The following is a 21,719-nucleotide window of genomic DNA, read 5'->3' on the forward strand; positions in this document are numbered from 1 at the left end:
AAGTTCAATGAATGGGCTCACGTTATAGCGTCTAAGAAAACAGCTGACTGGGTTAACGCCTATCAGGCTTAGAGATAGATGTTTGAGCGAACAAGGACGTTGGTATTACATCAAGGAGTTAAGATGAAAGCAGCAAAAGTCATTGCAACAGCCGCTCTTGCAGGTGTCACATTACTCTCATCCGCTAGCATTATGGCGAAAACAGCGAAAGTTGCCGTGTCACAGATCGTTGAGCACCCAGCTTTGGATGCTACACGCCAAGGTCTAATCGATGGCTTAAAAGCTAAAGGTTACGAGCAGGGTAAGAACCTTGAGTTTGATTATAAAACTGCGCAAGGAAACCCAGCGATTGCAGTGCAGATTGCCCGCCAATATGTTGGAGAGAAACCTGATGTCTTAGTTGGTATTGCTACGCCAACTGCGCAAGCATTGGTTTCTGCAACGCGCTCTATTCCGGTTGTCTTTACAGCGGTAACTGACCCTGTAGGCGCGAAACTAGTTAAACAACTAGAGCAACCGGGCAAAAACGTCACTGGGCTTTCTGACCTCTCTCCAGTGAGTCAGCATGTCGAGCTGATCAAAGAAATTTTGCCAGACACCAAGTCTATCGGCGTGGTGTTTAACCCAGGTGAAGCGAACGCAGTCACACTGGTCGAGTTACTTAAACAAAGTGCATCTGCGCAGGGTATTGAAGTGATTGAAGCAACTGCGTTGAAAAGTGCTGATGTACAATCGGCGACTCAAGCCATTGCTGCAAAATCAGATGTTCTTTATGCGCCAACGGATAACACTGTCGCGAGTGCAATCGAAGGTATGATTGTTGCGGCGAACCAAGCGAAAACCCCAGTGCTTGGTGGTGCGACTTCTTATGTTGATAAAGGTGCCATTGCAAGCTTAGGCTTTGATTACTACCAAGTGGGTGTGCAAACCGCAGATTATGTCGCTGCTATTATAGAAGGTTCGAACCCAGGTTCACTGGACGTAAAAGTCGCTAAGGGTTCTGATCTTGTGGTCAATAAGAGCGCAGCAACTAAACTAGGTATTTCTATTCCTCAATCTGTTCTAGATCGTGCAACAAGCGTGAAATAAACCTCAGCCTCAAGTGTGTTCAAAACATGCTTGAGGCGTCTTGATCTCTAGCAGAAAAGGGAGTTGGTATGTCTGCTTTTGCATTTTTTGGCGCTCTAGAAATTGGCTTGCTATATGGCCTTGTTGCTCTGGGCGTTTATCTCACCTTTCGCGTACTTGATTTTCCGGACTTAAGTGTTGATGGAAGCTTTCCTATGGGAGCGGCTGTCGCTGCGACAGCGATAGTTGCAGGGATTAACCCTTGGCTCGCGACCCTTATGGCTATTTTAGCAGGGGCCGCAACGGGTTGGGTCACCGCGTTCTTAGCTGTTCGTTGCGGTATTCTACATTTACTTGCTTCTATCTTAACTATGATCGCTGCCTTCTCAATCAACATCAGAATTATGGGTAGACCTAACGTTGCTTTACTTGGGGAAGAGACTATTTTGACCCCGTTTGAAGCCATCGGCGATCCTATGTTGATTCGCCCATTGATTGTTGGAGTCTTGGTCTTGATATCGGGATGGCTAGTGGTAAGGCTGCTAAACAGTGATTTTGGCTTAGGGCTTAGAGCGACAGGTGTCAATGCGCGTATGGTCTCGGCTCAAGGGGCGAGCACTGCGTTTTATACTTACTTCGGTCTAGCGCTATCAAACGGCTTTGTGGGTTTTGCAGGCGCTTTGTTTGCTCAAACCAACAGTTTTGCCGATGTGACTTCCGGGGTGGGTACTATCGTAGTTGGCCTAGCTGCAGTGATTCTCGGGCAAACTTTGATACCTGGCAGAAAAATATGGGTTGCAGTCGTTGCGGTTATTGTTGGTTCAGTTCTCTACCGTTTAGCCGTTGCCTTTGCACTAAGTACCGGAATGTTTGGCTTACAAGCGTCAGATTTAAATTTAGTCACCGCAGTCTTGGTCGCGATTGCCCTTATCGCACCAAAAATTAAAGGAAATCTCAAATCAAAAAAGCTTAGTCCTCCTGCTGACAGTAAAAGCGACATCAAGCAGGATAAAGAGTCAGGAGAAGTAGCATGATTCGTTTGGAAGATATTCAGGTGACTTTTAATCCGGGTACGATTTTAGAAAATAGAGCCTTACGTGGCGTCAGCTTAGAGGTGCCAGAACACCAGTTTTTAACCGTAATTGGTTCAAATGGTGCGGGTAAGTCCACACTTCTTGGGGCGGTCACAGGAGAAACCCCAATGGTGGGGGGAAGTGTCATTATTGATGAGTTAGATGTGACCAAGCGTACGGTTGATCAACGAGCTCAGCAATGTGCTCGGGTTTTCCAAGATCCATTAGCTGGAACCTGTGGCGATCTGACCATTGAGGAGAACATGGCGCTTGCCTATATGCGTGGCAAAAAACGCGGCTGGAGTTTGTCTCTTTCGAGCAAGCGTCGCAAGTTGTTTCAAGAGCGAATCAGCATCCTGGGGTTAGGGTTAGAAGATCGTTTAGGTGACAGTATCGGGCTTCTTTCTGGTGGGCAGCGTCAAGCGGTGAGCTTGGTTATGGCGACTTTGTCCGATAGTAAACTGCTGTTACTCGACGAGCATACCGCCGCACTAGATCCCCGTATGGCTGCTTTTATTATTGATTTAACGAAGAAAATTGTCGCAGAGTTTAATTTGACGGTAATGATGGTGACACACTCGATGAAAGATGCATTAGCGTGTGGTGATCGTACTGTGATGCTCCATCAAGGTGAAATTGTGCTGGATGTGGCGGGTGAACAGCGCGCCAATATGCAGGTACCTGATCTACTTGAGATGTTCACCAAAGTGCGAGGAGAAGAACTGGCTGACGACAGTTTGTTACTAAATTAGGTATTTACTGACAGTCATTAACCAACTTATGATGCTGATTTGTGACACAATTAGCGTTAATTTGTCTACTAAGCCTATCTGCTGTTATACAGTATTGATGGGCTTTTTAATTTAATATTTCTAATATGAGTGGTAAGGGAATGCAAGTTAACAGGCATTTCAGTTTAAAGTTTGTCTTCTTGATGCCCTTGGTCATCGCTTTGATCGTTTTGGCACTTACGATCAAAAACTACTACGACTCAGTAAATCGAGACATTAATGACGAGTATGAGCGAATTAATGCTGCTTTATCCAGAGCGGCGAAAGTTATTTCGGCTCTTGATTACAGCTTTTCCAACTACTCAAAATCCAACTATATTCTGTTAGTCGAGCATAATCGACAAATCAAAGGTGATTTATGTCAGATGTGGCCGATCGATGCTGCTTTGCTCTCTGATGGGCGTCATCAAGAAATACCAGCGGTAGATATCAACTACATGTTGGTGGGCGATGTGTCGTTGTGCGATCCGTCAAGCGATGACTATCAAAGAGTCTCAGGTCAGGTCTCATTAGCGCCCGTACTCTCTTTCTTGCATGATATCGACTCCTATTTGTTGGGGATTCACTACATCGATAAACAGGGCTATATCATGTCCTCCCCAGACACCTACGCAAAAAGCATTACGTTAGAGCTACTCCAGACCATTAAAGCGCGTCCTTTCTGGCATCAAACGGCTCATAACCGAGACTTGGTGACGCTCACGGGTCCAGCCCCCATTGCCACGACGAGCGATTTAGTGATGAGTATGACCATGCCTGTGTTCAATAAAGGTGTTCATCAAGGGATGCTGTCTGTTGATATCGCTTATGATGAGTTGCTTGATAGCCAAGGAACACTGGCGGGAAATCTTAGTATTATTGATAGTGCGAGATTAGCGCCACCTCAGAATGCACTACGGCTAGAAACGATTGATATTGATGGAGTCGTTGGCGAGCACTCACTGTACTACTTGCTTGATTTACCAAAAGAAATTGGCAACTTTTTTTCATTTGAACGTTATAGTTTAATCGTCACTCTATTTATCTACGTTTTTTCGGTCATCGTTCTATTTTTCATTAATACACGAGCCGAGCACGGTTATTTTAAGGAGCTTGCTGCTAAAGACCCAATGACGGGCCTACTTAACCGCCGTGGCTTAGAAGATTTTCTGCAGGGTAGCTCCAATGACTCGTATGCGGTTTTATCCGTGCTCGATATTGACGACTTTAAGGCCATCAATGATACCTATGGGCACGATGTCGGGGATCGTGTGATCACCTATATGGCAGAGACTATTTCACTCAGTATCCGGGATAGTGATGCCGCTGCGCGAATTGGTGGAGAAGAGTTTGTTATCTATTTATCTGGTAACAACATCGAGGCGCTGAAGAAGAGCATCAACCGAGTTCATCACGCCATTTGTTTTCAGTCTCATCAGGCTGTAGAAGGTGGCTTTACTGTATCTGGTGGTGTCGAATTGATTCAGGGAGATGTACAAAGCAGCTTTGATAAATTGTTCAAAGCTGCGGATGAAAAGCTGTACCAGGCGAAAACCAGTGGTAAAAACAAGCTGGTGTTTTAAGCGGCTAGCTCGTCACGATAGCGAGTGATGTGTTCAACAATCGGAGCTGCCTTATTAAAAGTGCGAATCTCTCTAAACAGGGCATCGGCTTGTGGGTATTGGTGGCGCAGGTAAGAAAACCATTGCTTAACGCGGTTCGGGTAGTAGAGCCCTTTATCACCTTTCATCTCATATTGTGAGTAAACCAATAGTAGCTCAACAACTTCAGACCAAGGCATCACAGTATGGTTGTGTTTTACCACGTTCCCTAGATTCGGCACATTGAACGCGCCGCGACATACCATGAGTGAATCGACACCCGTCGTCTCCATACAAGCTTGACCATCTTGGTAATTCCAAATCTCGCCATTGGCGATCAACGGAATCGAAAAGCGCTCACGAATTTGATTGATGTATTCCCATTTGATTTCACTCGCTTTGTAACCACCGGTTTTGGTTCGAGCATGCACTGTTAATTCGTTGGCGCCCGCAGATTGGATAGCATCAACAATCTCAAAACAATCTTCAGGGTTGTCCCATCCTAGGCGGATTTTTGCAGTCACGGGAGTGTGTGACGGGACAGCGTTACGACAAGCTTTTACGACGTTGTGAATCAGTTCAGGGTGTTGCAATAGTGCCGCGCCACCTTTGCTCTTGTTGACTAACTTAGCAGGACAACCAAAGTTTAGGTCGATCCCTTTTGCGCCTAATTGCGCCGCTTTAATGGCATTTTCTGCCATCCAGTTTGGATCTTGTCCGAGCAATTGAACATGAACAGGTACACCAGACTTAGTTTGTGAGCCTTGTTCTAGTTCGGGACATAAGCGATGGAAAACATGATCTGGGAGTAGCTGATCAACAACGCGAACAAACTCAGTGACACATAAATCGTAGTCATTGATATCTGTTAAGATTTCGCGCATCAAATGATCTAACACGCCCTCCATTGGGCCCAACACTAGTCGCATAACGCTCTTCTCACAACATCAGTCTTCAAATTAAGAGGCGTGATTTTAGAGATTTAGTACTCAGAAGTCTAATTACTCGGCGCATTATTTCTGCCGGTGGTTTTTTCGATAACACCAGTTAGTGGAGAATAAAGCAATAGAGGCATTTCCTCACCATTACTATAGCCAGTGGTGTAATAGTAAGTGCATTGGTTGCTGGTGGTATACCAAGAGACGATATCGGTATCTGATGGGAGTATGGTGCCAGTTAACGGACGAATGGTTAGGTCGACTTGCATTAGTGCATTCCACATTGCAACACAGTCACTACCACGAACCGGCCCTACCGTTGGGTCAATGGGCGCACTACCGACTGACATTGGGTAGCCCGGAGTGGAAGGGTAAATAGTGCCAGAGCCATAGCTAACAGGTGTTTCTGGTTCACCCTGAGTTAACCATTTAGCTTGATAGAGTTGTACGGAGTTCGCAAAAGCGCCAAACGCAGCATCGGCACGGGCAACATGGGCATCACGCTGATAATTGAGGAATCTTGGTGCAGCTGTTACAGCCAGCACGCCCAAAATCACTATCACGACAACCAGTTCAATCAGCGTGAAACCGCGTATTCTAGATCTTTTCATATTGATGACCGCAACCTATCAATAGGATGTAAGGAAATGTTTCATTGGCGAATGATGCACCTAATGAGCAAATTCTCAAAGAGAAATAAGTGCTAGTAAGAAAAAGGGCTAGTTACTAAATCAAATAGCTAGCCGTGACGGGAAGAGTGTCGAATTACCACAAGGAGAGGTTATCAAATCAGGGAGTAAAGTATCGAAGTGACCCCAAGCCTTGCTTAGGGGTATAATGCGCCCAAACTATGGTTAAAACTAGATTAAGATAATGAAGTATCAATTACTGACACTCGAAGGCTCAATTACTGAAGAATCACCACTGTTTATTGAAGGTCTTACGCTGGCCGCAAACCTCGCAACTCAGCCTTTAGCACCTGAAACATGGCTGCCGTCTGTGTTTGCAGAGCAGGCTGATAAAGCACGAGCAGATGTCGAAACCCATATTAACCAGCAATATAGCTATTTAAAACGTAATGAGTACTCGCTTCTCGCTTTGTTGGATGAGTCGAGCCAGCGAGACCAGTTAGCCGATTTTGCAGAAGGGTTTATGACGCTTTGGCCTACGGTTGAAGAGCAGTGGGCAGAGGTGAACCTTGGCGATGGTACACTGCGGATGCTTCAAGCTCTGCTGACTACGTTAATGCTAGCCATCGATGAAGAACAAACTCACGAACAGATGAAAGCGTCAGGTATAGAAACACCACCAGCGCTTGAAGAGATGTCTCCGCAAATTGACTTGATGATATCTGAAGTCGCGCAAGCGGCAGACGAAGCAATGATGGGGGCTAAATCTCAAAGCGTTAACCCGTACAAAGACATTGGCCGTAACGATATTTGCCCGTGTGGCAGTGGTAAGAAGTTCAAACAGTGCTGCGGCTGTTAAGTTATTGAATTCTTAAATCGAACCAAGTTAACTTTATTCGGTCAAACTCGTTATTCAATTGCGATATAACAAAGCTAAACGCGCACAACTAGGAAGAGTTTTAATGAAAAAATTTGCCGCATTACTACTGATGAGTTTTTCAGTGATGGCAGCGCCAAAAGACGAATTGAGCCAACGATTACAGAAAAATGAAGGTTTTAGCGCTGACTTTTCTCAGCAGCTAATTAGCCCAGAAGGTGACGTCGTAATGGAAGGTGAGGGCAATGTTGAAATTGCTCGCCCAAGTTTGTTTCGTTGGACAACAACAACGCCTGACGAAAATGTCCTTGTTTCAGACGGTAAATCTTTGTGGTACTACAGCCCGTTTATCGAGCAAGTGAGCATTTACTGGCAAGAACAAGCAACCGAGCAAACGCCTTTTGTTTTGCTGACTCGTAATCGTGCCAGCGACTGGGATAACTACAACGTTGAACAGAACGGCGATACATTCACGCTAACGCCAAGCGCAGTGGACTCTAATCAAGGTCAATTCAAGCTGAAGATTGATGCCAAGGGCGCGGTACAAGGTTTTAGTGTTGTAGAGCAAGATGGTCAGCAAAGTAACTTTGTCTTCAACAACATTGTTCTCAGTAAGCCAAAACCAGAACGATTTACTTTCGTTGTGCCAGAAGGTGTTGAGGTCGATGACCAAAGGAATTAAATGTGAGTAACTACTCATTGGATTTTTCTGGGGATGAAGATTTTCGTCCCCTTGCCGCAAGAATGCGCCCAGAAACGTTAGACCAATACATAGGTCAGCAACATATTCTGGGAGAGGGCAAGCCACTTAGACGAGCGCTAGAAGCGGGCCATATTCACTCAATGATCCTTTGGGGGCCACCTGGCACAGGAAAAACCACGCTGGCGGAAGTGGCTGCTAACTACGCCAATGCCGAAGTGGAGCGAGTCTCTGCTGTGACGTCTGGGGTTAAAGAGATTCGGGCAGCAATTGAAAAAGCGCGCGAAAACAAGTTGGGTGGTCGTCGGACTATTTTGTTTGTTGACGAGGTACACCGCTTTAACAAGTCTCAGCAAGATGCATTCCTTCCCCACATTGAAGATGGCACGGTGACCTTTATCGGTGCGACGACTGAAAACCCTTCATTCGAGCTAAATAACGCACTGTTGTCTCGCGCTCGGGTATATAAGCTCACCTCCTTATCTACCGCAGATATTCATTTAGCTTTGCAGCAGGCGATATCCGACTCAGAGCGTGGTTTAGGCAAAGTCTCGGCGAAGTTTGCTGATAACGTTCTCGACAGACTAGCGGAGCTGGTTAATGGTGATGCGCGAATGTCTCTTAACTATCTTGAGCTGTTATACGATATGGCTCAAGAAGATGGCCAAGGCGACAAAGAAATCACTTTGCAGCTATTGGCTGAAGTTGCCGGGGAAAAAGTCTCGCGTTTTGATAACAAAGGCGACATTTGGTACGACTTGATTTCAGCGGTGCATAAATCTATCCGCGGTTCAAATCCTGACGCTGCGCTTTATTGGTCAGCAAGGATGATTGCTGCAGGTTGTGACCCGCTTTATATTGCCCGTCGCTTGCTGGCGATTGCATCAGAAGATATTGGTAATGCAGATCCAAGAGCGATGCAGGTAGCACTATCGGCTTGGGATTGCTTTACCCGCGTTGGGCCTGCGGAAGGTGAACGAGCGATTGCACAAGCGATTGTGTACCTTGCCTGTGCACCAAAAAGTAATGCGGTCTACACGGCGTGGAAACAAGCACTTCGCGACGCGCACAACGAGCCTGAATATGAAGTTCCGCCACACCTTCGCAATGCGCCTACCAATTTGATGAAAGATCTAGGCTATGGTGCCGAATATCGTTATGCCCATGATGAGCCAGGCGCGTATGCGGCGGGAGAGCGTTACCTACCACCTGAAATGGCAGCAACGCGCTACTATTATCCGACCAACCGCGGCTTAGAAACCAAAATTGGCGAAAAGTTAGATTACTTGGCTAGTTTAGACGCAAAAAGCCCACAAAAGCGCTATGAATAAGCTTCCATTTTAGATACATTTGTTCGGTTAATATTTTTAGCGCGTGAGCACGATGCTTAAGCGCGATTTCACTACTAAAAAAGCATAGGATTAACAATGCTGGATTCTAAATTACTTCGTACAGAGCTGGATGATACAGCTGCAAAACTAGCGCGTCGTGGCTTTAAGCTAGACGTAGAGACAATCCGTACACTTGAAGAGCAACGTAAGTCGATTCAAGTAGAAGTTGAAAATTTACAATCCACGCGTAACTCCATCTCCAAGCAAATCGGCCAAAAAATGGCGGCTGGCGACAAAGAAGGCGCTGAAGAGATCAAGAAGCAAATCGGTACTCTAGGTAGCGATCTTGACGCTAAAAAAGCTGAACTTGATGAAGTAATGGCTAAACTTGAAGAGATCACTCTTTCTGTTCCTAACCTACCAGCTGACGATGTGCCAGCAGGCAAAGACGAAGATGACAATGTTGAAATCTCTCGTTGGGGTGAGCCAAAAACTTACGACTTTGAACTGAAAGATCACGTTGATCTAGGTGAGCTTGGCGGTGGTCTAGATTTCGCTAGCGCGACAAAAATTACTGGTGCTCGTTTTATCGTGATGAAAGGTCAGTTTGCGCGTCTACACCGTGCAATCGCTCAGTTTATGCTTGATCTTCACACAGATGAGCATGGCTACACAGAAATGTACATGCCATACCTAGTGAACTCTGACAGCCTATTTGGTACTGGTCAGCTACCTAAGTTTGGTAAAGACCTGTTCCACACTGAGCCGCTAGAAGAGAAAGTAAACGATGAAGAGCCACGTAAACTGTCTCTAATCCCTACTGCTGAAGTGCCAGTGACGAACATGGTTCGTGACACTATTTCTGATGAAGCAGACTTGCCACTGAAGATGACGGCGCATACGCCATGTTTCCGTTCTGAAGCGGGCTCTTACGGTCGTGATACTCGTGGTCTGATTCGTATGCACCAATTCGACAAAGTTGAGCTAGTACAAATCACTAAGCCAGAAGATTCAATGGATGCACTTGAAGAGCTAACTGGTCACGCTGAGAAAGTTCTGCAACTTCTAGAGCTTCCTTACCGTAAAGTGGTTCTATGTACGGGTGACATGGGCTTCGGCGCGCGTAAGACTTACGACCTAGAAGTTTGGGTTCCAGCTCAAGAGACTTACCGTGAGATCTCATCGTGTTCAAACATGTGGGACTTCCAAGCTCGCCGTATGCAAGCGCGTTTCCGCCGTAAGGGCGAGAAGAAGCCAGAGCTAGTGCATACACTAAACGGTTCAGGTTTAGCAGTAGGTCGTACAATGGTTGCTATTCTAGAAAACAACCAAGAAGCAGATGGTCGTATCGCAATCCCTGCTGTACTGCAGAAGTACATGGGCGGCGCAACGCACATCGGCTAATAGCCAAAGTGAGTAATGAAAGGCGGCTCAATGAGTCGCCTTTTTTGTATCTATTTCATGTTAATCATTTAACTTATCTATTGATAAAACGGTGACAACTTTTCTCTACAAACTGATGAAAAAGCAATATTTCTCAATGTTTGAATAATTATTCTAACTTTTTAGGGCTTAAAACCCCTTTGGAGAGGATAATGAAATATACAAAAACGCTGTTGGCGATGGCATTAACTACGGCATGCTTAAATGTTTATGCAGAAGATAAAGTTTGGATTTCTATTGGTGCCGATGCTGCTAGTACCGTCGCGAAAGCGAAAGCGGAATCTATTCTGCCTCACTCAATTGCGAGTAGTGGTGACGTGTGGGTTGGTCAAGTTGAGACTGCTCAACTGGCTGAGCTTTCGCATAACATGCATGAAGAGCATCACCGATGTGGCGGCTATATGGTTCATGCTTCAGCGCAAAGCGCCATGGCCGCGAGCGCAATGCCACAAAGCAGGGCTCAGTTCATATTACCCAAGCCTTCTCAGCAGTCGACCCTTAATGCTTGGATACCATTAGTCAGTGCATCGCAGCTCACTAACACAATCCGTTCTTTAACAAGCTTCAATAACCGTTTTTACACTACAACATCAGGAGCACAAGCCTCAGATTGGATAGCCAATGAATGGCGTAATTTGTCTTCGTCGATGACAAAGGCAAACGTAGAGCAAGTTGCTCACTCAGGATACAACCAAAAATCGGTTGTTCTAACTATCGAAGGTAGTGAAAAGCCAGATGAGTGGGTGATCGTTGGTGGACATCTAGATTCTACAATTGGCTCGCACACCGATGAACATACAATTGCTCCAGGGGCGGACGATGATGCTTCGGGGATCGCTAGTGTGAGTGAAATTATTCGAGTGTTAGCTGAGAACAACTTCAAGCCCAAACGTTCCGTTGCCTTTATGGCATATGCGGCAGAAGAGGTTGGTTTAAGAGGCTCGCAAGATATTGCAAATCGCTATAAAGCTCAGGGCAAAAATGTCGTCTCTGTATTGCAACTGGATATGACTAACTACAAAGGATCTGCAGAGGACATCGTCTTTATTACAGACTACACCGACAGTAACCTGACTCAGTTTTTAGCTAGCTTAATTGATACCTATCTTCCAAATCTGACTTATGGATATGATCGATGTGGTTACGCATGTTCAGATCATGCCTCTTGGCACAATGCGGGTTACTCTGCGGCAATGCCTTTTGAATCTAAGTTCAATGATTACAACCCTAAGATTCATACTTCTCAAGATACATTAGAGAATTCCGACCCAACGGGTGGTCACGCGGTGAAGTTTACAAAGCTTGGACTGTCGTATGTGGTGGAACTAGCGAATGCCACCGATATTGAGCCTCCCGTTGACAATGTACTAAAAGATGGCGTGCCGAAAACAGGGTTGTCTGGAGCACGCTCAAGTCAGCAAAGTTACACCTTCGCACTTGCCACTCAAAAGAGCTTAACCTTTACAACTCAAGGAGGCAGCGGTGACGTTGACCTCTATGTTAAGTACGGCTCTCCTGCATCGAAGTCAAATTGGGATTGTCGACCTTATCGCAATGGCAACAGTGAGACTTGTCGCTTCGACCAAGCTGCGCCAGGCACTTACCATGTCATGCTTGATGCTTACAGTGCTTATACTGGTGTGACGCTTCAGGCATCTTCAAACTAGTTTCAAATTATAAGCGGCCGATGGGCCGCTTAGTTTGACGCGAACCTTATACATGGATTACGCGACTAAAAATTTATAGCCAAGTGAGCACATGAGAAGCGTCAACGAGAGTGAGATTGTTCGTTGGATAAGCTTTGCACCATATTTCATTGCAGAAGCGCTTCCAAAGTGATTTCCTAGTAAGTTCATTGCAACCAAAGGCAAAGCCAACGCATATAGGACGTTCCCCGCCAGCATAAAGGCAATCAGCGCACCAATATTGGAAGCAAAGTTGAACAGTTTCGATGTTGCCGATGCAGAGACTAAGTCAAACCTTAAAAGGTAATGCAGAGCAAGAATTAAGAAGCTCCCGGTCCCTGGTCCGAAGAAGCCATCGTAAAAACCAATCACAAAAACAGCTGATGGCACGCCGAACAAAATAACATGCTTATTGAGTGGTTTCTCTTCAGATGAAGCGTTGCTTTTCTTTGGAATAAACGATAACACGATACCAATAGGCAGCATTCCCAAAATGATCTTACCAATAGTATCTGGCTCGAAATATAGTATAGCCTCAGCACCGAAGTAAGCTCCGGTGAGTCCTGCAGGGATACCCGTCGCAACGGCAGTCCAAACAACACATTTATTTCGCATGAAATTACGTATTGCAGCGATAGTGCCTAGAGTGCTGACAATCTTCTCTTGACCCAAAGCAATTTGAGGCGGCAACCCTGCCAATATGAAAGATGGAACTAATATAAGACCACCACCACCTGCCACACTGTCAATGAAACCAGCAGCGAACGCTGAAATCATCAGAGCAAGTAAGATCCAAAGGGTAATATCATTACCTAGCCATTCCATAGTATTTTGCTCCTTATTATTTTTGGTATGCTTGTATTAAAACGGATGTATCCATTCGACCAAATCCTTGCTCTTGAAGTGTTTGATACATACCGTCCACCTCTTTAGTCATTGGGAGGCGAAGATCGTTTTTCTTTGCTTCGTTTAGGCAGATGCCTAAATCTTTGCGCATCCAGTCAATGGCAAAGCCAAAGTCGAATTCATTTTTAGACATGGTGACTGCGCGGTTTTCCATTTGCCAAGAACCTGCAGCGCCATGCTTGAGTACATTGACGACTTGCTTTACGTCTAAATCTGACGATTGAGCAAGTTGAAGTGCTTCGCTTAAGCCTTGCAATATCCCAGCGATACAAACTTGATTCACCATTTTGCAACGCTGACCTTGCCCATTTTCTCCTAGCAACACAGATTGCTTGCCGTATGTATTAAGTAAGGGAGATAGGCTTTTGAACGTATTTGAATCTCCTCCGCACATAATGGTCAGCGCACCGTTCTCTGCACCTGCTTGACCGCCTGAAACAGGAGCGTCAATGAACTGTACTCCTTTAGCCGAGCAGGCGTCTGCGAGTTCAAGGGCTAACTCAGCAGAAGTGGTTGTATGGTCAACCAGCACTGCCCCAGCTTCCATGCTGACTAGTACGCCATCTTTCCCAAAGACTACACTTCGAACGTCGTCGTCATTCCCTACACAGATTGCAACCACATCGCAGCCTTTCGCAGCCGCAGCGGGTGTAATGGCAAATTCACCAGAATATTCAGTCGCCCATTTTCTCGCTTTGGTTTCCGTACGGTTAAAAACGCGAGTGTTAAATCCGGCTTTAGAAATATGCCCGGCCATTGGGTAACCCATAACACCTAAGCCAACAAACGCTACATTTTTTATTTCCATGATAATTTTCCTTTTTAGTCTTTTCCTATGTGTTTTACGTCAGGGTAGGCTTGCACTAGTCGTGATAGTGACTTCATACCAAACAGACGCATTAGCCAGCGATCGGTACCGTCGTCACGTGGAGAGAATCCTTCTCTGCTATGAAGCAATCTTTGATTCTTAATAATCAGTAGGTCTCCTGGCTGATAAGTAATTGAATTTTGCAAGCTAGTCTCTTTCAGCTGTGCATCTAGCATCACCAATGCTGCAGCAGCTTGTTCATTGAGCGGCGTTGTATTTTCCTTGTCGTAACGGCAAAGTGCGATCCCAGACTTATCATAAGTGAGGAGAGGCAATACAGTGCGAATGTCTTGTCCAAATGAATCAGGTCGAGCTATCTGGAATTGAGGTAAGCTCAGTGCCTCAATGACTCCTTGACTTAGGTTGCTCAGGATGTCGTCTAACAGCACGAAGTTAGAGCGAACTCTTAGATCTGTGCGAAGGGCCATAAGTGATAGGTATTCAGGACAACCACTTTTCTGACTTATGTTTTCACTCAATAAGGGTAGGTCTGGATTGTCTACATGATGGCCAAAAGTATGTGTTGAACCGTGAGAAGATTTTTCGTTCCTAGAATGAATGGAAGGAACAACATGCCTAAATAGAAATCCATTGTTTTCGGTCTTATAAGCAATGGGTTCGATTTTGGCCAATTGATATATGCCAATATGACAGGCGCTTGCTAAAGGCGTTTTACTTGGAGGTAGGTAGCCTTGGTAAGGAGTTGAACACAGGTCAGCATCGACAGGAAGCCCTCGAATGATTAACGCTGACTGCTGTTCTGAGCGGGTGAAATCTTCAATGGTCTCCACAATATTATTGGGGAGGCTGTGTTTAACAGTACTTCCTAACCACTCTTTAGAATTTAACCATGCACTATCATCACTCATTCGTAGATGTGAAAATGCGCTTTTTAACCTCTGAGCAGAGTCGTATGGGATGTAGATTTCCTGTATTTCGAGCGTTTCTTGGGGCTCTTTTTGTAAATGTAACATTTTCCGTATGCCTAGTTTGACGTTGTTATTATTTATTTGGCTAATGTAATTGTTTGTAATGACATATGTCAATATTTTTGTTTTAAAATGTTAATTGAATTTCAATACCAATTAAACTAGGTCATAATGTTCTTAACCGTGAGACAGAGAGGAATTCAAGGTGAGTGAGAATAAGTTTAATCAGATAGCCGAGGCAATTGAGCTAAGAATTGACCGAGGTGAATATCCAGTTAACTTTAAATTGCCACCGCATCGTACTCTTGCTGATGAACTTGATACCACGCCAGCGACAGTAGCGAAGGCTTACAAGTTGCTTGCTGAAAAAGGAAGAGTGGAGTCTTTTGTAGGAAGAGGCACATTTGTGTGTGGTGATGTAACGCTAAATCAAGCGATTCAACCGCCAGAAGATGAGAAGGATTACAACTTTTCGATTCTTCAGCCTTGTCTATACAAAAATGTTCCACAACTAAAGAAGGCGCTAGAAGTGGCGAGTCAAACGCTGTCTGCTGATTTGATTGGTTATACGGAGCACTCGGGACATGAAGAACATAGGCGAGCAGGTGTTGAATGGGCTAAATACTTTGGGCTTGAGGGTGGAAACACGAAAAATACTCTGCTCACTAATGGGGCGCAACACGCCTTATCTTTACTGATAAACGCGTTAACGAAACCTGGTGATGCAATTGCTGTTGAGGCGCTTACTTATCCGGGGATTTTAGCGATTGCCAGTTTGTCTGGAAGACAAGTAGTCGCCATACCTATGGATGAAGCAGGGATGTCGCCTACGGAACTAGAGAATTCAATTCTTCAGCATGATATTAAGGCTGTTATTGTCGTTCCTTCTCACCAAAACCCGACAGGGATAACAATGCCAGAGTCTCGCCGAAAAGAGATTGCTAAAGTAGTCAAAGACAATGAAGTTTGGCTTATAGAAGATGATATTTATTGTTTTCTGGATCAAATGACTTTGCCAGCAGTGAGTAACTTTGCACCAGATTATGCCTTTCATATTTCGGGATTGTCCAAAGCAATTAGTCCCGCAATGCGTTGTGGGTATGTCAAAGTGCCCGATAGACAGGTGGCGTTGATCAATGCTCATATACGCGCAAACATCTGGTTGTCTTCTCCGATTAATTATATTGCTGCCACAAATATGATCGACTCTGGCGAGGCGTTCGAAATCGCTGCAACTCAAAGAAGCGTTGCCCAGAGGCGGCAAAAAATAGCACGAGAAATTTTGACTGACGTTGATAGCTCGGCGGCGGGGTATCATCTATGGGTTCCTTTGCCAAAATCGTGGCCACAGGAAAGGTTTATGATGGAAGCCAAAAATCGTGGTGTTATTGTTAGCAGTGGAAGTTACTTTGACGCGAGTGGAGAGGGGACAAACCATATACGTTTATCACTGATGTCGGTCAGTACTGATGAACGTTTAGAGGAAGGGCTCTTGAAGCTAAGAGATTTAATGTCATCCAATATGAATACGGTATTTCCTTTCTAGTATCGAGTTGACCTAACTACAAAAAAACCGGCATAGTCGCCGGTTTTTTTATAGAACTTGGTACCTAAATACTCATTTCACCGCGCAGAACTTGCTGCATCTTAACTTTAACTTGCTCGTAGCTAAGTCCTTGGCTGAGTAGGAAGTGCAATTTTGCCAACGCAGCTTCTGGTGTCATGTCGTAGCCGCTGATAACCCCTGCTTCTGCAAGAGCACAGCCTGTTGCATAACCACCCATGTTAACCTTACCCGCCAAACATTGAGTGAGGTTGACGACGATAACACCACGTTCAGACGCATCTTTCAGGTGCCCTAACAGCTCAGGGTTCTGCGGTGCGTTACCTACTCCAAACGTTAAGAGAATCATGGCATTAACAGGTTGCAGTAGTGTGTTGCGAATGACTTCGTGCGAAATGCCAGGGTACATAGTAATGACACCGATTGGCTGCGGTGTGATGTCATGAACTTTGAACCCACCTTCAGGCTTAGCGCCCACTTCTATCTCACTACTAATTTGGATGTTGATACCCGCTTCAAGCAGTGGTGGAAGGTTTGGTGACGTAAAGGCGTTAAAACCATCAGCATGAGATTTAGTACTGCGGTTACCACGCATAAGCTTATTGTTGAAGAACAAGGTCACTTCATTGATCGGGTAGTTAGCAGCAATGTGCAGCGCGTTAAGCAGGTTTGCTTGACCATCAGAACGAAGTTCTGCCAGAGGAATCTGCGAGCCAGTGACGATAACAGGCTTGCCAAGGTTTTCGAGCATGAACGAAAGTGCAGAGGCGGTATACGCCATGGTATCGGTGCCATGCAAGATGACAAAACCATCGTACTTATCATAGTTAGCGCGGATGTCGTCAGCAATTTGCTGCCAATCTGCTGGTGTCATATCCGATGAGTCGATAAGTGGGTCATACTCATGAATGGTAAACTCAGGCATTTCTGGACGGTGGAACTCTGGCATACTTGCTAGTTGTTTTTCCATGAAGCCAGCGACTGGGACATAACCGTGATCATGGGATTTTTGCATACCAATGGTACCGCCAGTGTAGGCGATATAAATATGTTTTCTTGCCATTGCTTTGAAACCAGTTAATTGTAGGGGGAACAGAGCGTGGGATTATATATCAATCCAAGCCAATAAAAAGGGGGCTCCCGCACAGGAATCCCCCTATCTTGATACTTAGCATTGTAGCCGCTGCGAAACTAATCTAGGTCTGACCAGAGTTACTGACTACTGAACCTGACAGTTTAAACAGAAAGCATACTGACCTTTAGGGTCGTTGTAGCTTTGCAGCATATTGGCATCTTGAATCACTTGTGTCGCTACAGGTTGTAATGCAGCTGGCAATAACGCTGTGGCATTGATTCCTAATGATGCGCTAACTTGATTCATGAAGTCTTGCACAAATTGTTGCGCAGGCGAAAGTGGCTCTTCAACCCAGTACAAGTTGTAGTTTTCTACTTCTGCCATTTTTGCTGCTAAGGCAACGGCATCATCGAAGTCGCCAATTTTATCAACTAAACCAAGCTCTAACGCATCTTGTCCTGTCCAAACTCGGCCTTGAGCAACGCCATCCACTTTATCGAGAGGGATTTCACGCGATTGACTAACTAAGCCGACAAATCGATTGTAGCCATGCTCGATGCCCATTTGGAATGCTTGCGAAGCGCCTTTCGAAAGTCCGGTGGTAACACCAACATCAGAGAATGGTGATGTGCCCACACCGTCAGTGTAGATACCTAGCTTGTTGAGCCCTTTTTCAAAGGTAGTAATAACACTAAAGATACCAATAGAGCCGGTTAGCGTGGTTGGCTGTGCAACAATGCTGTCAGCACTCATCGAAATCCAGTAACCACCAGAGGCAGCAAGGCTAGACATCGATACAACAACCGGTTTGCCTGCTTCTTTGAGCGCGTCAACTTCATTACGAATCACTTCAGAGGCAAATGCACTGCCTCCAGGGCTGTCTACACGTAGCACTACGGCTTTAACTTTGTCATCGTTACGAGCTTGGCGCAGAAGTGCCGCAACCGTGTCACCACCCACGGTTCCGCGTGGCTGGGAACCATCCATAATAGCGCCACTTGCGACAACAATAGCAATGTCGTCCGCTGCTAGGTCAAAGCTTGGGCTCATGGTTGATTGATACTCGTAATAATCAACGTAGTTGTAGCTGTCTTCTCCATTGCTACCGAAGACATCGATTAGCTGTTTACGAACTTGCTGGCGTGTTGCGAGCTCGTCAACTAAGCCGACGTTTAATGAAAGAGCAGCAAGGTCGCCTTGGTTTTCTTTGAGTAGAGCTAGGAACTCATCCATATCTGGAGTAAGCGCATCAGCAGAGAGCTGACGATTTGTTGCGACGTCATCTACATAGGCTCCCCAAAGTTGACCAAGCCAACGCGAGGCTGAAGCTTTGGCTTCTTTAGACATGTCGTCGCGGACAAACGGTTCTATAGCTGATTTGTAAGTACCAACTCGGAAGACATGTGTATTCACATCCAGATTTTCTAGCAAGGTTTTGTAGTACAGAGTATAGGCACTGTAGCCCTTAAGCATTACAGCGCCGTCAGGAGCGAGGTAGATTTTATCTGCGTAGCTTGCAAGGTAGTATTGGCTTTGGTTGTACATATCGCCGACAGCATAAATAGGCTTGCCTGAGGCTTTAAACTCATTTAATGCTTTAGCTATGTAACGCAGTTTAGTGAGGTTTGTTTCTGGCATATCACGCAGTGCTAGGACAATACCACTCACTTGGTTGTCATCTTTGGCGTGACGAATGGTATCGACAATGTCGAACAAGACATTTTCTTTAGGCAGGCTTTGGCCGAAGAAAGAGCCTGTTAGCGAGTCCATAGGGTTAACGTAGGTTGGCTGCTCAACGATTGGCCCTGAAATATTCAGAATCAGTGCCGACTCTTTTGGCACGGTAGGCGTTGGGGTGTCAGCGCTGGTGTAGATGAAATAGATGACACCGATACTCGCCAAAAAGATCAAGTTGACTAGGGCAAGTCGAATGAAAGTGATGAGCTTCCAAATCCCTTTAAAAAACAGGCCAACAAATTTAAATATTTTTTTCATTTTTTCTCCGCTACGGAAACCGCAGATTAAGGCTTATCCGCTCTATGAGCATTTAAGTTCAGATAAGTTCCATCCTACTTAAACTAGTATACCCAAACAACCAGAAGATTGATCGGTGTTACAAAAATGTAAACGGGTGTTTGATTTTTGTTGAAGCTCTTCATATTGTGGTCAGACCACAACAATAAAAGAGTAAAGTGATGTCTACCATGTACCCGAATTTACTTCAGCCATTGGATCTAGGATTTACCCAACTTCGCAATCGAGTGCTAATGGGTTCTATGCACACCGGATTAGAAGAACATAAAGAAGGACTGGGTAAGCTCGCAGCCTTTTATGCAGAACGTGCGAAGGGTGGTGTAGGGCTCATTGTAACTGGCGGATTTTCACCGAATCTACGTGGTCGATTACATCCATTTAGTGCTGAGTTTAGTAAAGCGAAACATGCAAAAGCACATAAAGTTGTCACTGAAGCCGTGCATCAACATGGTGGTAAAATCGCGCTTCAGTTACTTCATGCGGGCCGATACGCGATGCATCCTTTTGCCCAAAGCGCGTCTTCGATTAAGGCCCCAATTGCTCGCTTCGCCCCAAGTGAAATGAGCACTCGTCAAATCAAAAAGACCATTGATGCATTCGCCAACAGCGCCGCCCTTGCGCAGCAAGCAGGTTACGATGGCGTTGAAGTCATGGGCTCAGAAGGTTACTTGCTGAACCAGTTCATTTGTAAGCGTACTAATACACGTTATGACGAATGGGGCGGTAGTTATGAAAATCGTATTCGTTTCCCTCTTGAAGTGGTGAAAGCGATACGCCAAGCAGCAGGAAAAGAGTTCATCATCATTTTCCGTCTTTCCATGCTTGATCTTGTTGAGGAAGGCAGTACTTTTGATGAAGTGGTTATGCTGGCAAAAGAGCTAGAAAATGCAGGTGTGACGATTATCAACACGGGCATTGGTTGGCACGAGGCACGGATTCCAACAATCGCTACCCAGGTACCTCGCGGGGCTTTTACATGGGTAACAGAAAAGGTACGCCCTCATGTCAATGTGCCTATCGTGACCTGTAACCGTATTAATACTCCAGAAGAAGCCGAAAATATTCTCGCCAGTGGCCATGCTGATATGGTTTCGATGGCACGTCCGTTCCTTGCGGATCCTCACTTTGTAATTAAAGCTGAGCAAAATCGCTCTCAAATGATTAATACGTGTATCGGTTGTAACCAAGCGTGTCTAGACAATGTGTTTAAAGGCAAACGTGCAGGCTGTCTAGTCAATCCACTCGCGTGTCGAGAAACTGAATTGACGGTTATCCCTACCGATCTGAAAAAGAATATTGCGGTTGTTGGTGCAGGGCCTGCAGGCTTGGCATGTGCGACAACATTAGCTGAAAGAGGGCATCATGTAGATCTGTTTGAGCGTAATGACAGAATTGGTGGCCAGTTCCGCTTAGCGATGCAGATTCCGGGTAAAGAAGAGTTCAGAGAAACGATTCGCTACTTTGCCAATAGAATTGATGAAACAGGGGTGAAGCTACACCTAGAAACGGATGCAAACTATGATCTTCTAGCTGAATATGATGAAGTGGTGATGGCATCAGGGGTAGAGCCTCGTAAAGTAAATATTGATGGTATCGAAACGCCAGAAAAAGTGGTCGATTACCAAACTCTGATTAAAGAAAAAACTTATGTTGGTGACAAAGTCGCGATTGTTGGTGCTGGTGGTATCGGTGTTGATGTGGCGACCATGTTGACTGAACCTGCTGGACATAATCTGGATGATTGGTTGCATGAGTGGGGTATTGATAAAGAGATTTCTCACCCAGGGGGACTATTCCCTTATCCTGACTCAATGAGTGATAAAACCGTTTGGGTGCTCCAGCGCCGCAAAGGTCGCGTAGGTAAAGGGCCGGGCAAAACCACAGGTTGGATACATAAACGTACATTAGAGAAACGTGGCGTGAATCTACTAGGCGGTGTCAGCTATGACAAAATAGACCAACAAGGCTTACATATCACTGTAGATGACAAGCAGCAATTGCTCGATGCGGATACTGTGATTATTTGTGCAGGTCAGGAATCAGTTCGACCGTTCGAGAATCAATGGCATCTGCTAGGCGATAAACTCCATGTGATCGGTGGTGCTGACTACGCTGGTGAGCTGGATGCGGTGCGCGCGATTAAGCAAGGTGTAGAACTGGCAGTTAAGTTGTAATTTACGATCTGATTATCATAAAAAAGGTCTCTTCTCGAAGAGACCTTTTTCGTA

Annotated in this window: 18 protein-coding genes; 11 read left to right on the forward strand and 7 right to left on the reverse strand. The window is 45.4% G+C overall.

Going from position 1 to position 21,719, the window contains the following annotated elements; all coding sequences use genetic code 11:
* The first annotated feature begins 123 nt into the window (after nt 1-123).
* The 4 genes from AC6R16_RS09725 to AC6R16_RS09740 all read left to right on the forward strand — a co-directional run bounded on the left by AC6R16_RS09725 (nt 124) and on the right by AC6R16_RS09740 (nt 4,494).
* Complete coding sequence (locus AC6R16_RS09725; RefSeq protein WP_004748919.1) at nt 124-1,089, forward strand: ABC transporter substrate-binding protein; 966 nt, start codon at nt 124-126, stop codon at nt 1,087-1,089.
* Nucleotides 1,090-1,157: 68 nt separating this feature from the next.
* On the forward strand, nt 1,158-2,102 hold the full coding sequence (locus AC6R16_RS09730) for an ABC transporter permease (protein ID WP_500674267.1): 945 nt from the start codon (nt 1,158-1,160) through the stop codon (nt 2,100-2,102).
* Nucleotides 2,099-2,893: an ABC transporter ATP-binding protein gene (locus AC6R16_RS09735; RefSeq protein ID WP_500641749.1), complete on the forward strand. Its 795-nt coding sequence runs from the start codon at nt 2,099-2,101 to the stop codon at nt 2,891-2,893. The genes AC6R16_RS09730 and AC6R16_RS09735 overlap by 4 nt, the downstream gene beginning before the upstream one ends.
* Before the next feature lie 140 nt (nt 2,894-3,033).
* Nucleotides 3,034-4,494, forward strand: coding sequence for a GGDEF domain-containing protein (locus AC6R16_RS09740; protein ID WP_500674268.1), 1,461 nt, complete (start codon nt 3,034-3,036; stop codon nt 4,492-4,494).
* Here AC6R16_RS09740 and dusC read toward each other — a convergent pair.
* Both dusC and AC6R16_RS09750 read right to left on the reverse strand, forming a co-directional pair.
* Nucleotides 4,491-5,441 carry a tRNA dihydrouridine(16) synthase DusC gene (gene dusC / locus AC6R16_RS09745; RefSeq protein WP_004748915.1) on the reverse strand — a complete coding sequence of 317 codons (951 nt, stop codon included), beginning with the start codon at nt 5,439-5,441 and terminating at the stop codon, nt 4,491-4,493. The two genes, AC6R16_RS09740 and dusC, sit on opposite strands and share 4 nt — an antisense overlap.
* A gap of 68 nt (nt 5,442-5,509) precedes the next feature.
* Nucleotides 5,510-6,061: a prepilin-type N-terminal cleavage/methylation domain-containing protein gene (locus AC6R16_RS09750; RefSeq protein ID WP_004748914.1), complete on the reverse strand. Its 552-nt coding sequence runs from the start codon at nt 6,059-6,061 to the stop codon at nt 5,510-5,512.
* A gap of 262 nt (nt 6,062-6,323) precedes the next feature.
* Between AC6R16_RS09750 and AC6R16_RS09755 the strand changes: the two genes are divergently transcribed.
* The 5 genes from AC6R16_RS09755 to AC6R16_RS09775 all read left to right on the forward strand — a co-directional run bounded on the left by AC6R16_RS09755 (nt 6,324) and on the right by AC6R16_RS09775 (nt 12,097).
* Entirely contained in the window at nt 6,324-6,938 is a 615-nt protein-coding gene (locus AC6R16_RS09755; protein WP_004748913.1) for an SEC-C metal-binding domain-containing protein, read from the forward strand.
* Nucleotides 6,939-7,041: 103 nt separating this feature from the next.
* Complete coding sequence (lolA, locus tag AC6R16_RS09760; protein WP_004748912.1) at nt 7,042-7,638, forward strand: outer membrane lipoprotein periplasmic chaperone LolA; 597 nt, start codon at nt 7,042-7,044, stop codon at nt 7,636-7,638.
* 2 nt (nt 7,639-7,640) lie between these two features.
* On the forward strand, nt 7,641-8,987 hold the full coding sequence (locus AC6R16_RS09765) for an AAA family ATPase (protein WP_171321090.1): 1,347 nt from the start codon (nt 7,641-7,643) through the stop codon (nt 8,985-8,987).
* A gap of 96 nt (nt 8,988-9,083) precedes the next feature.
* Nucleotides 9,084-10,391 (forward strand): serine--tRNA ligase, encoded by a 1,308-nt coding sequence (serS, locus tag AC6R16_RS09770; protein WP_367938289.1) that lies wholly within the window; start codon nt 9,084-9,086, stop codon nt 10,389-10,391.
* Between the two features lie 218 nt (nt 10,392-10,609).
* A complete protein-coding gene (locus AC6R16_RS09775) occupies nt 10,610-12,097 on the forward strand; it encodes a M28 family metallopeptidase (protein WP_500674291.1) in 1,488 nt (495 codons plus the stop codon).
* A gap of 57 nt (nt 12,098-12,154) precedes the next feature.
* Here the strand turns inward: AC6R16_RS09775 and AC6R16_RS09780 are convergent, their stop codons facing one another.
* Genes AC6R16_RS09780 through AC6R16_RS09790 form a run of 3 tightly spaced genes read right to left on the reverse strand, consistent with a single transcriptional unit; the run spans nt 12,155 to nt 14,863 of the window.
* A complete protein-coding gene (locus tag AC6R16_RS09780) occupies nt 12,155-12,940 on the reverse strand; it encodes a sulfite exporter TauE/SafE family protein (protein ID WP_500641752.1) in 786 nt (261 codons plus the stop codon).
* Between the two features lie 16 nt (nt 12,941-12,956).
* Nucleotides 12,957-13,829 (reverse strand): NAD(P)-dependent oxidoreductase, encoded by an 873-nt coding sequence (locus tag AC6R16_RS09785; protein WP_500674269.1) that lies wholly within the window; start codon nt 13,827-13,829, stop codon nt 12,957-12,959.
* A gap of 14 nt (nt 13,830-13,843) precedes the next feature.
* Nucleotides 13,844-14,863: a TauD/TfdA family dioxygenase gene (locus AC6R16_RS09790; RefSeq protein ID WP_004748906.1), complete on the reverse strand. Its 1,020-nt coding sequence runs from the start codon at nt 14,861-14,863 to the stop codon at nt 13,844-13,846.
* 160 nt (nt 14,864-15,023) lie between these two features.
* On the opposite strand from AC6R16_RS09790, the gene AC6R16_RS09795 reads away from it, so the two are divergent.
* A complete protein-coding gene (locus AC6R16_RS09795; protein ID WP_500641754.1) occupies nt 15,024-16,364 on the forward strand; it encodes an aminotransferase-like domain-containing protein in 1,341 nt (446 codons plus the stop codon).
* A gap of 64 nt (nt 16,365-16,428) precedes the next feature.
* Here AC6R16_RS09795 and ansA read toward each other — a convergent pair whose 3' ends face one another.
* Both ansA and sppA read right to left on the reverse strand, forming a co-directional pair.
* The gene (gene ansA / locus AC6R16_RS09800; protein WP_500674270.1) at nt 16,429-17,445 is read right to left on the reverse strand and encodes an asparaginase; all 1,017 of its coding nucleotides are present in this window, start codon (nt 17,443-17,445) and stop codon (nt 16,429-16,431) included.
* A gap of 156 nt (nt 17,446-17,601) precedes the next feature.
* Complete coding sequence (gene sppA / locus AC6R16_RS09805; protein WP_500674271.1) at nt 17,602-19,452, reverse strand: signal peptide peptidase SppA; 1,851 nt, start codon at nt 19,450-19,452, stop codon at nt 17,602-17,604.
* 200 nt (nt 19,453-19,652) lie between these two features.
* Here sppA and AC6R16_RS09810 point away from each other — a divergent pair, with 200 nt between their 5' ends.
* Nucleotides 19,653-21,665, forward strand: coding sequence for a 2,4-dienoyl-CoA reductase FMN-binding domain-containing protein (locus tag AC6R16_RS09810; protein WP_500674272.1), 2,013 nt, complete (start codon nt 19,653-19,655; stop codon nt 21,663-21,665).
* Nucleotides 21,666-21,719: the final 54 nt, after the last annotated feature.

The organism is Vibrio sp. R10-SG3-ISO10 (assembly GCF_059834185.1).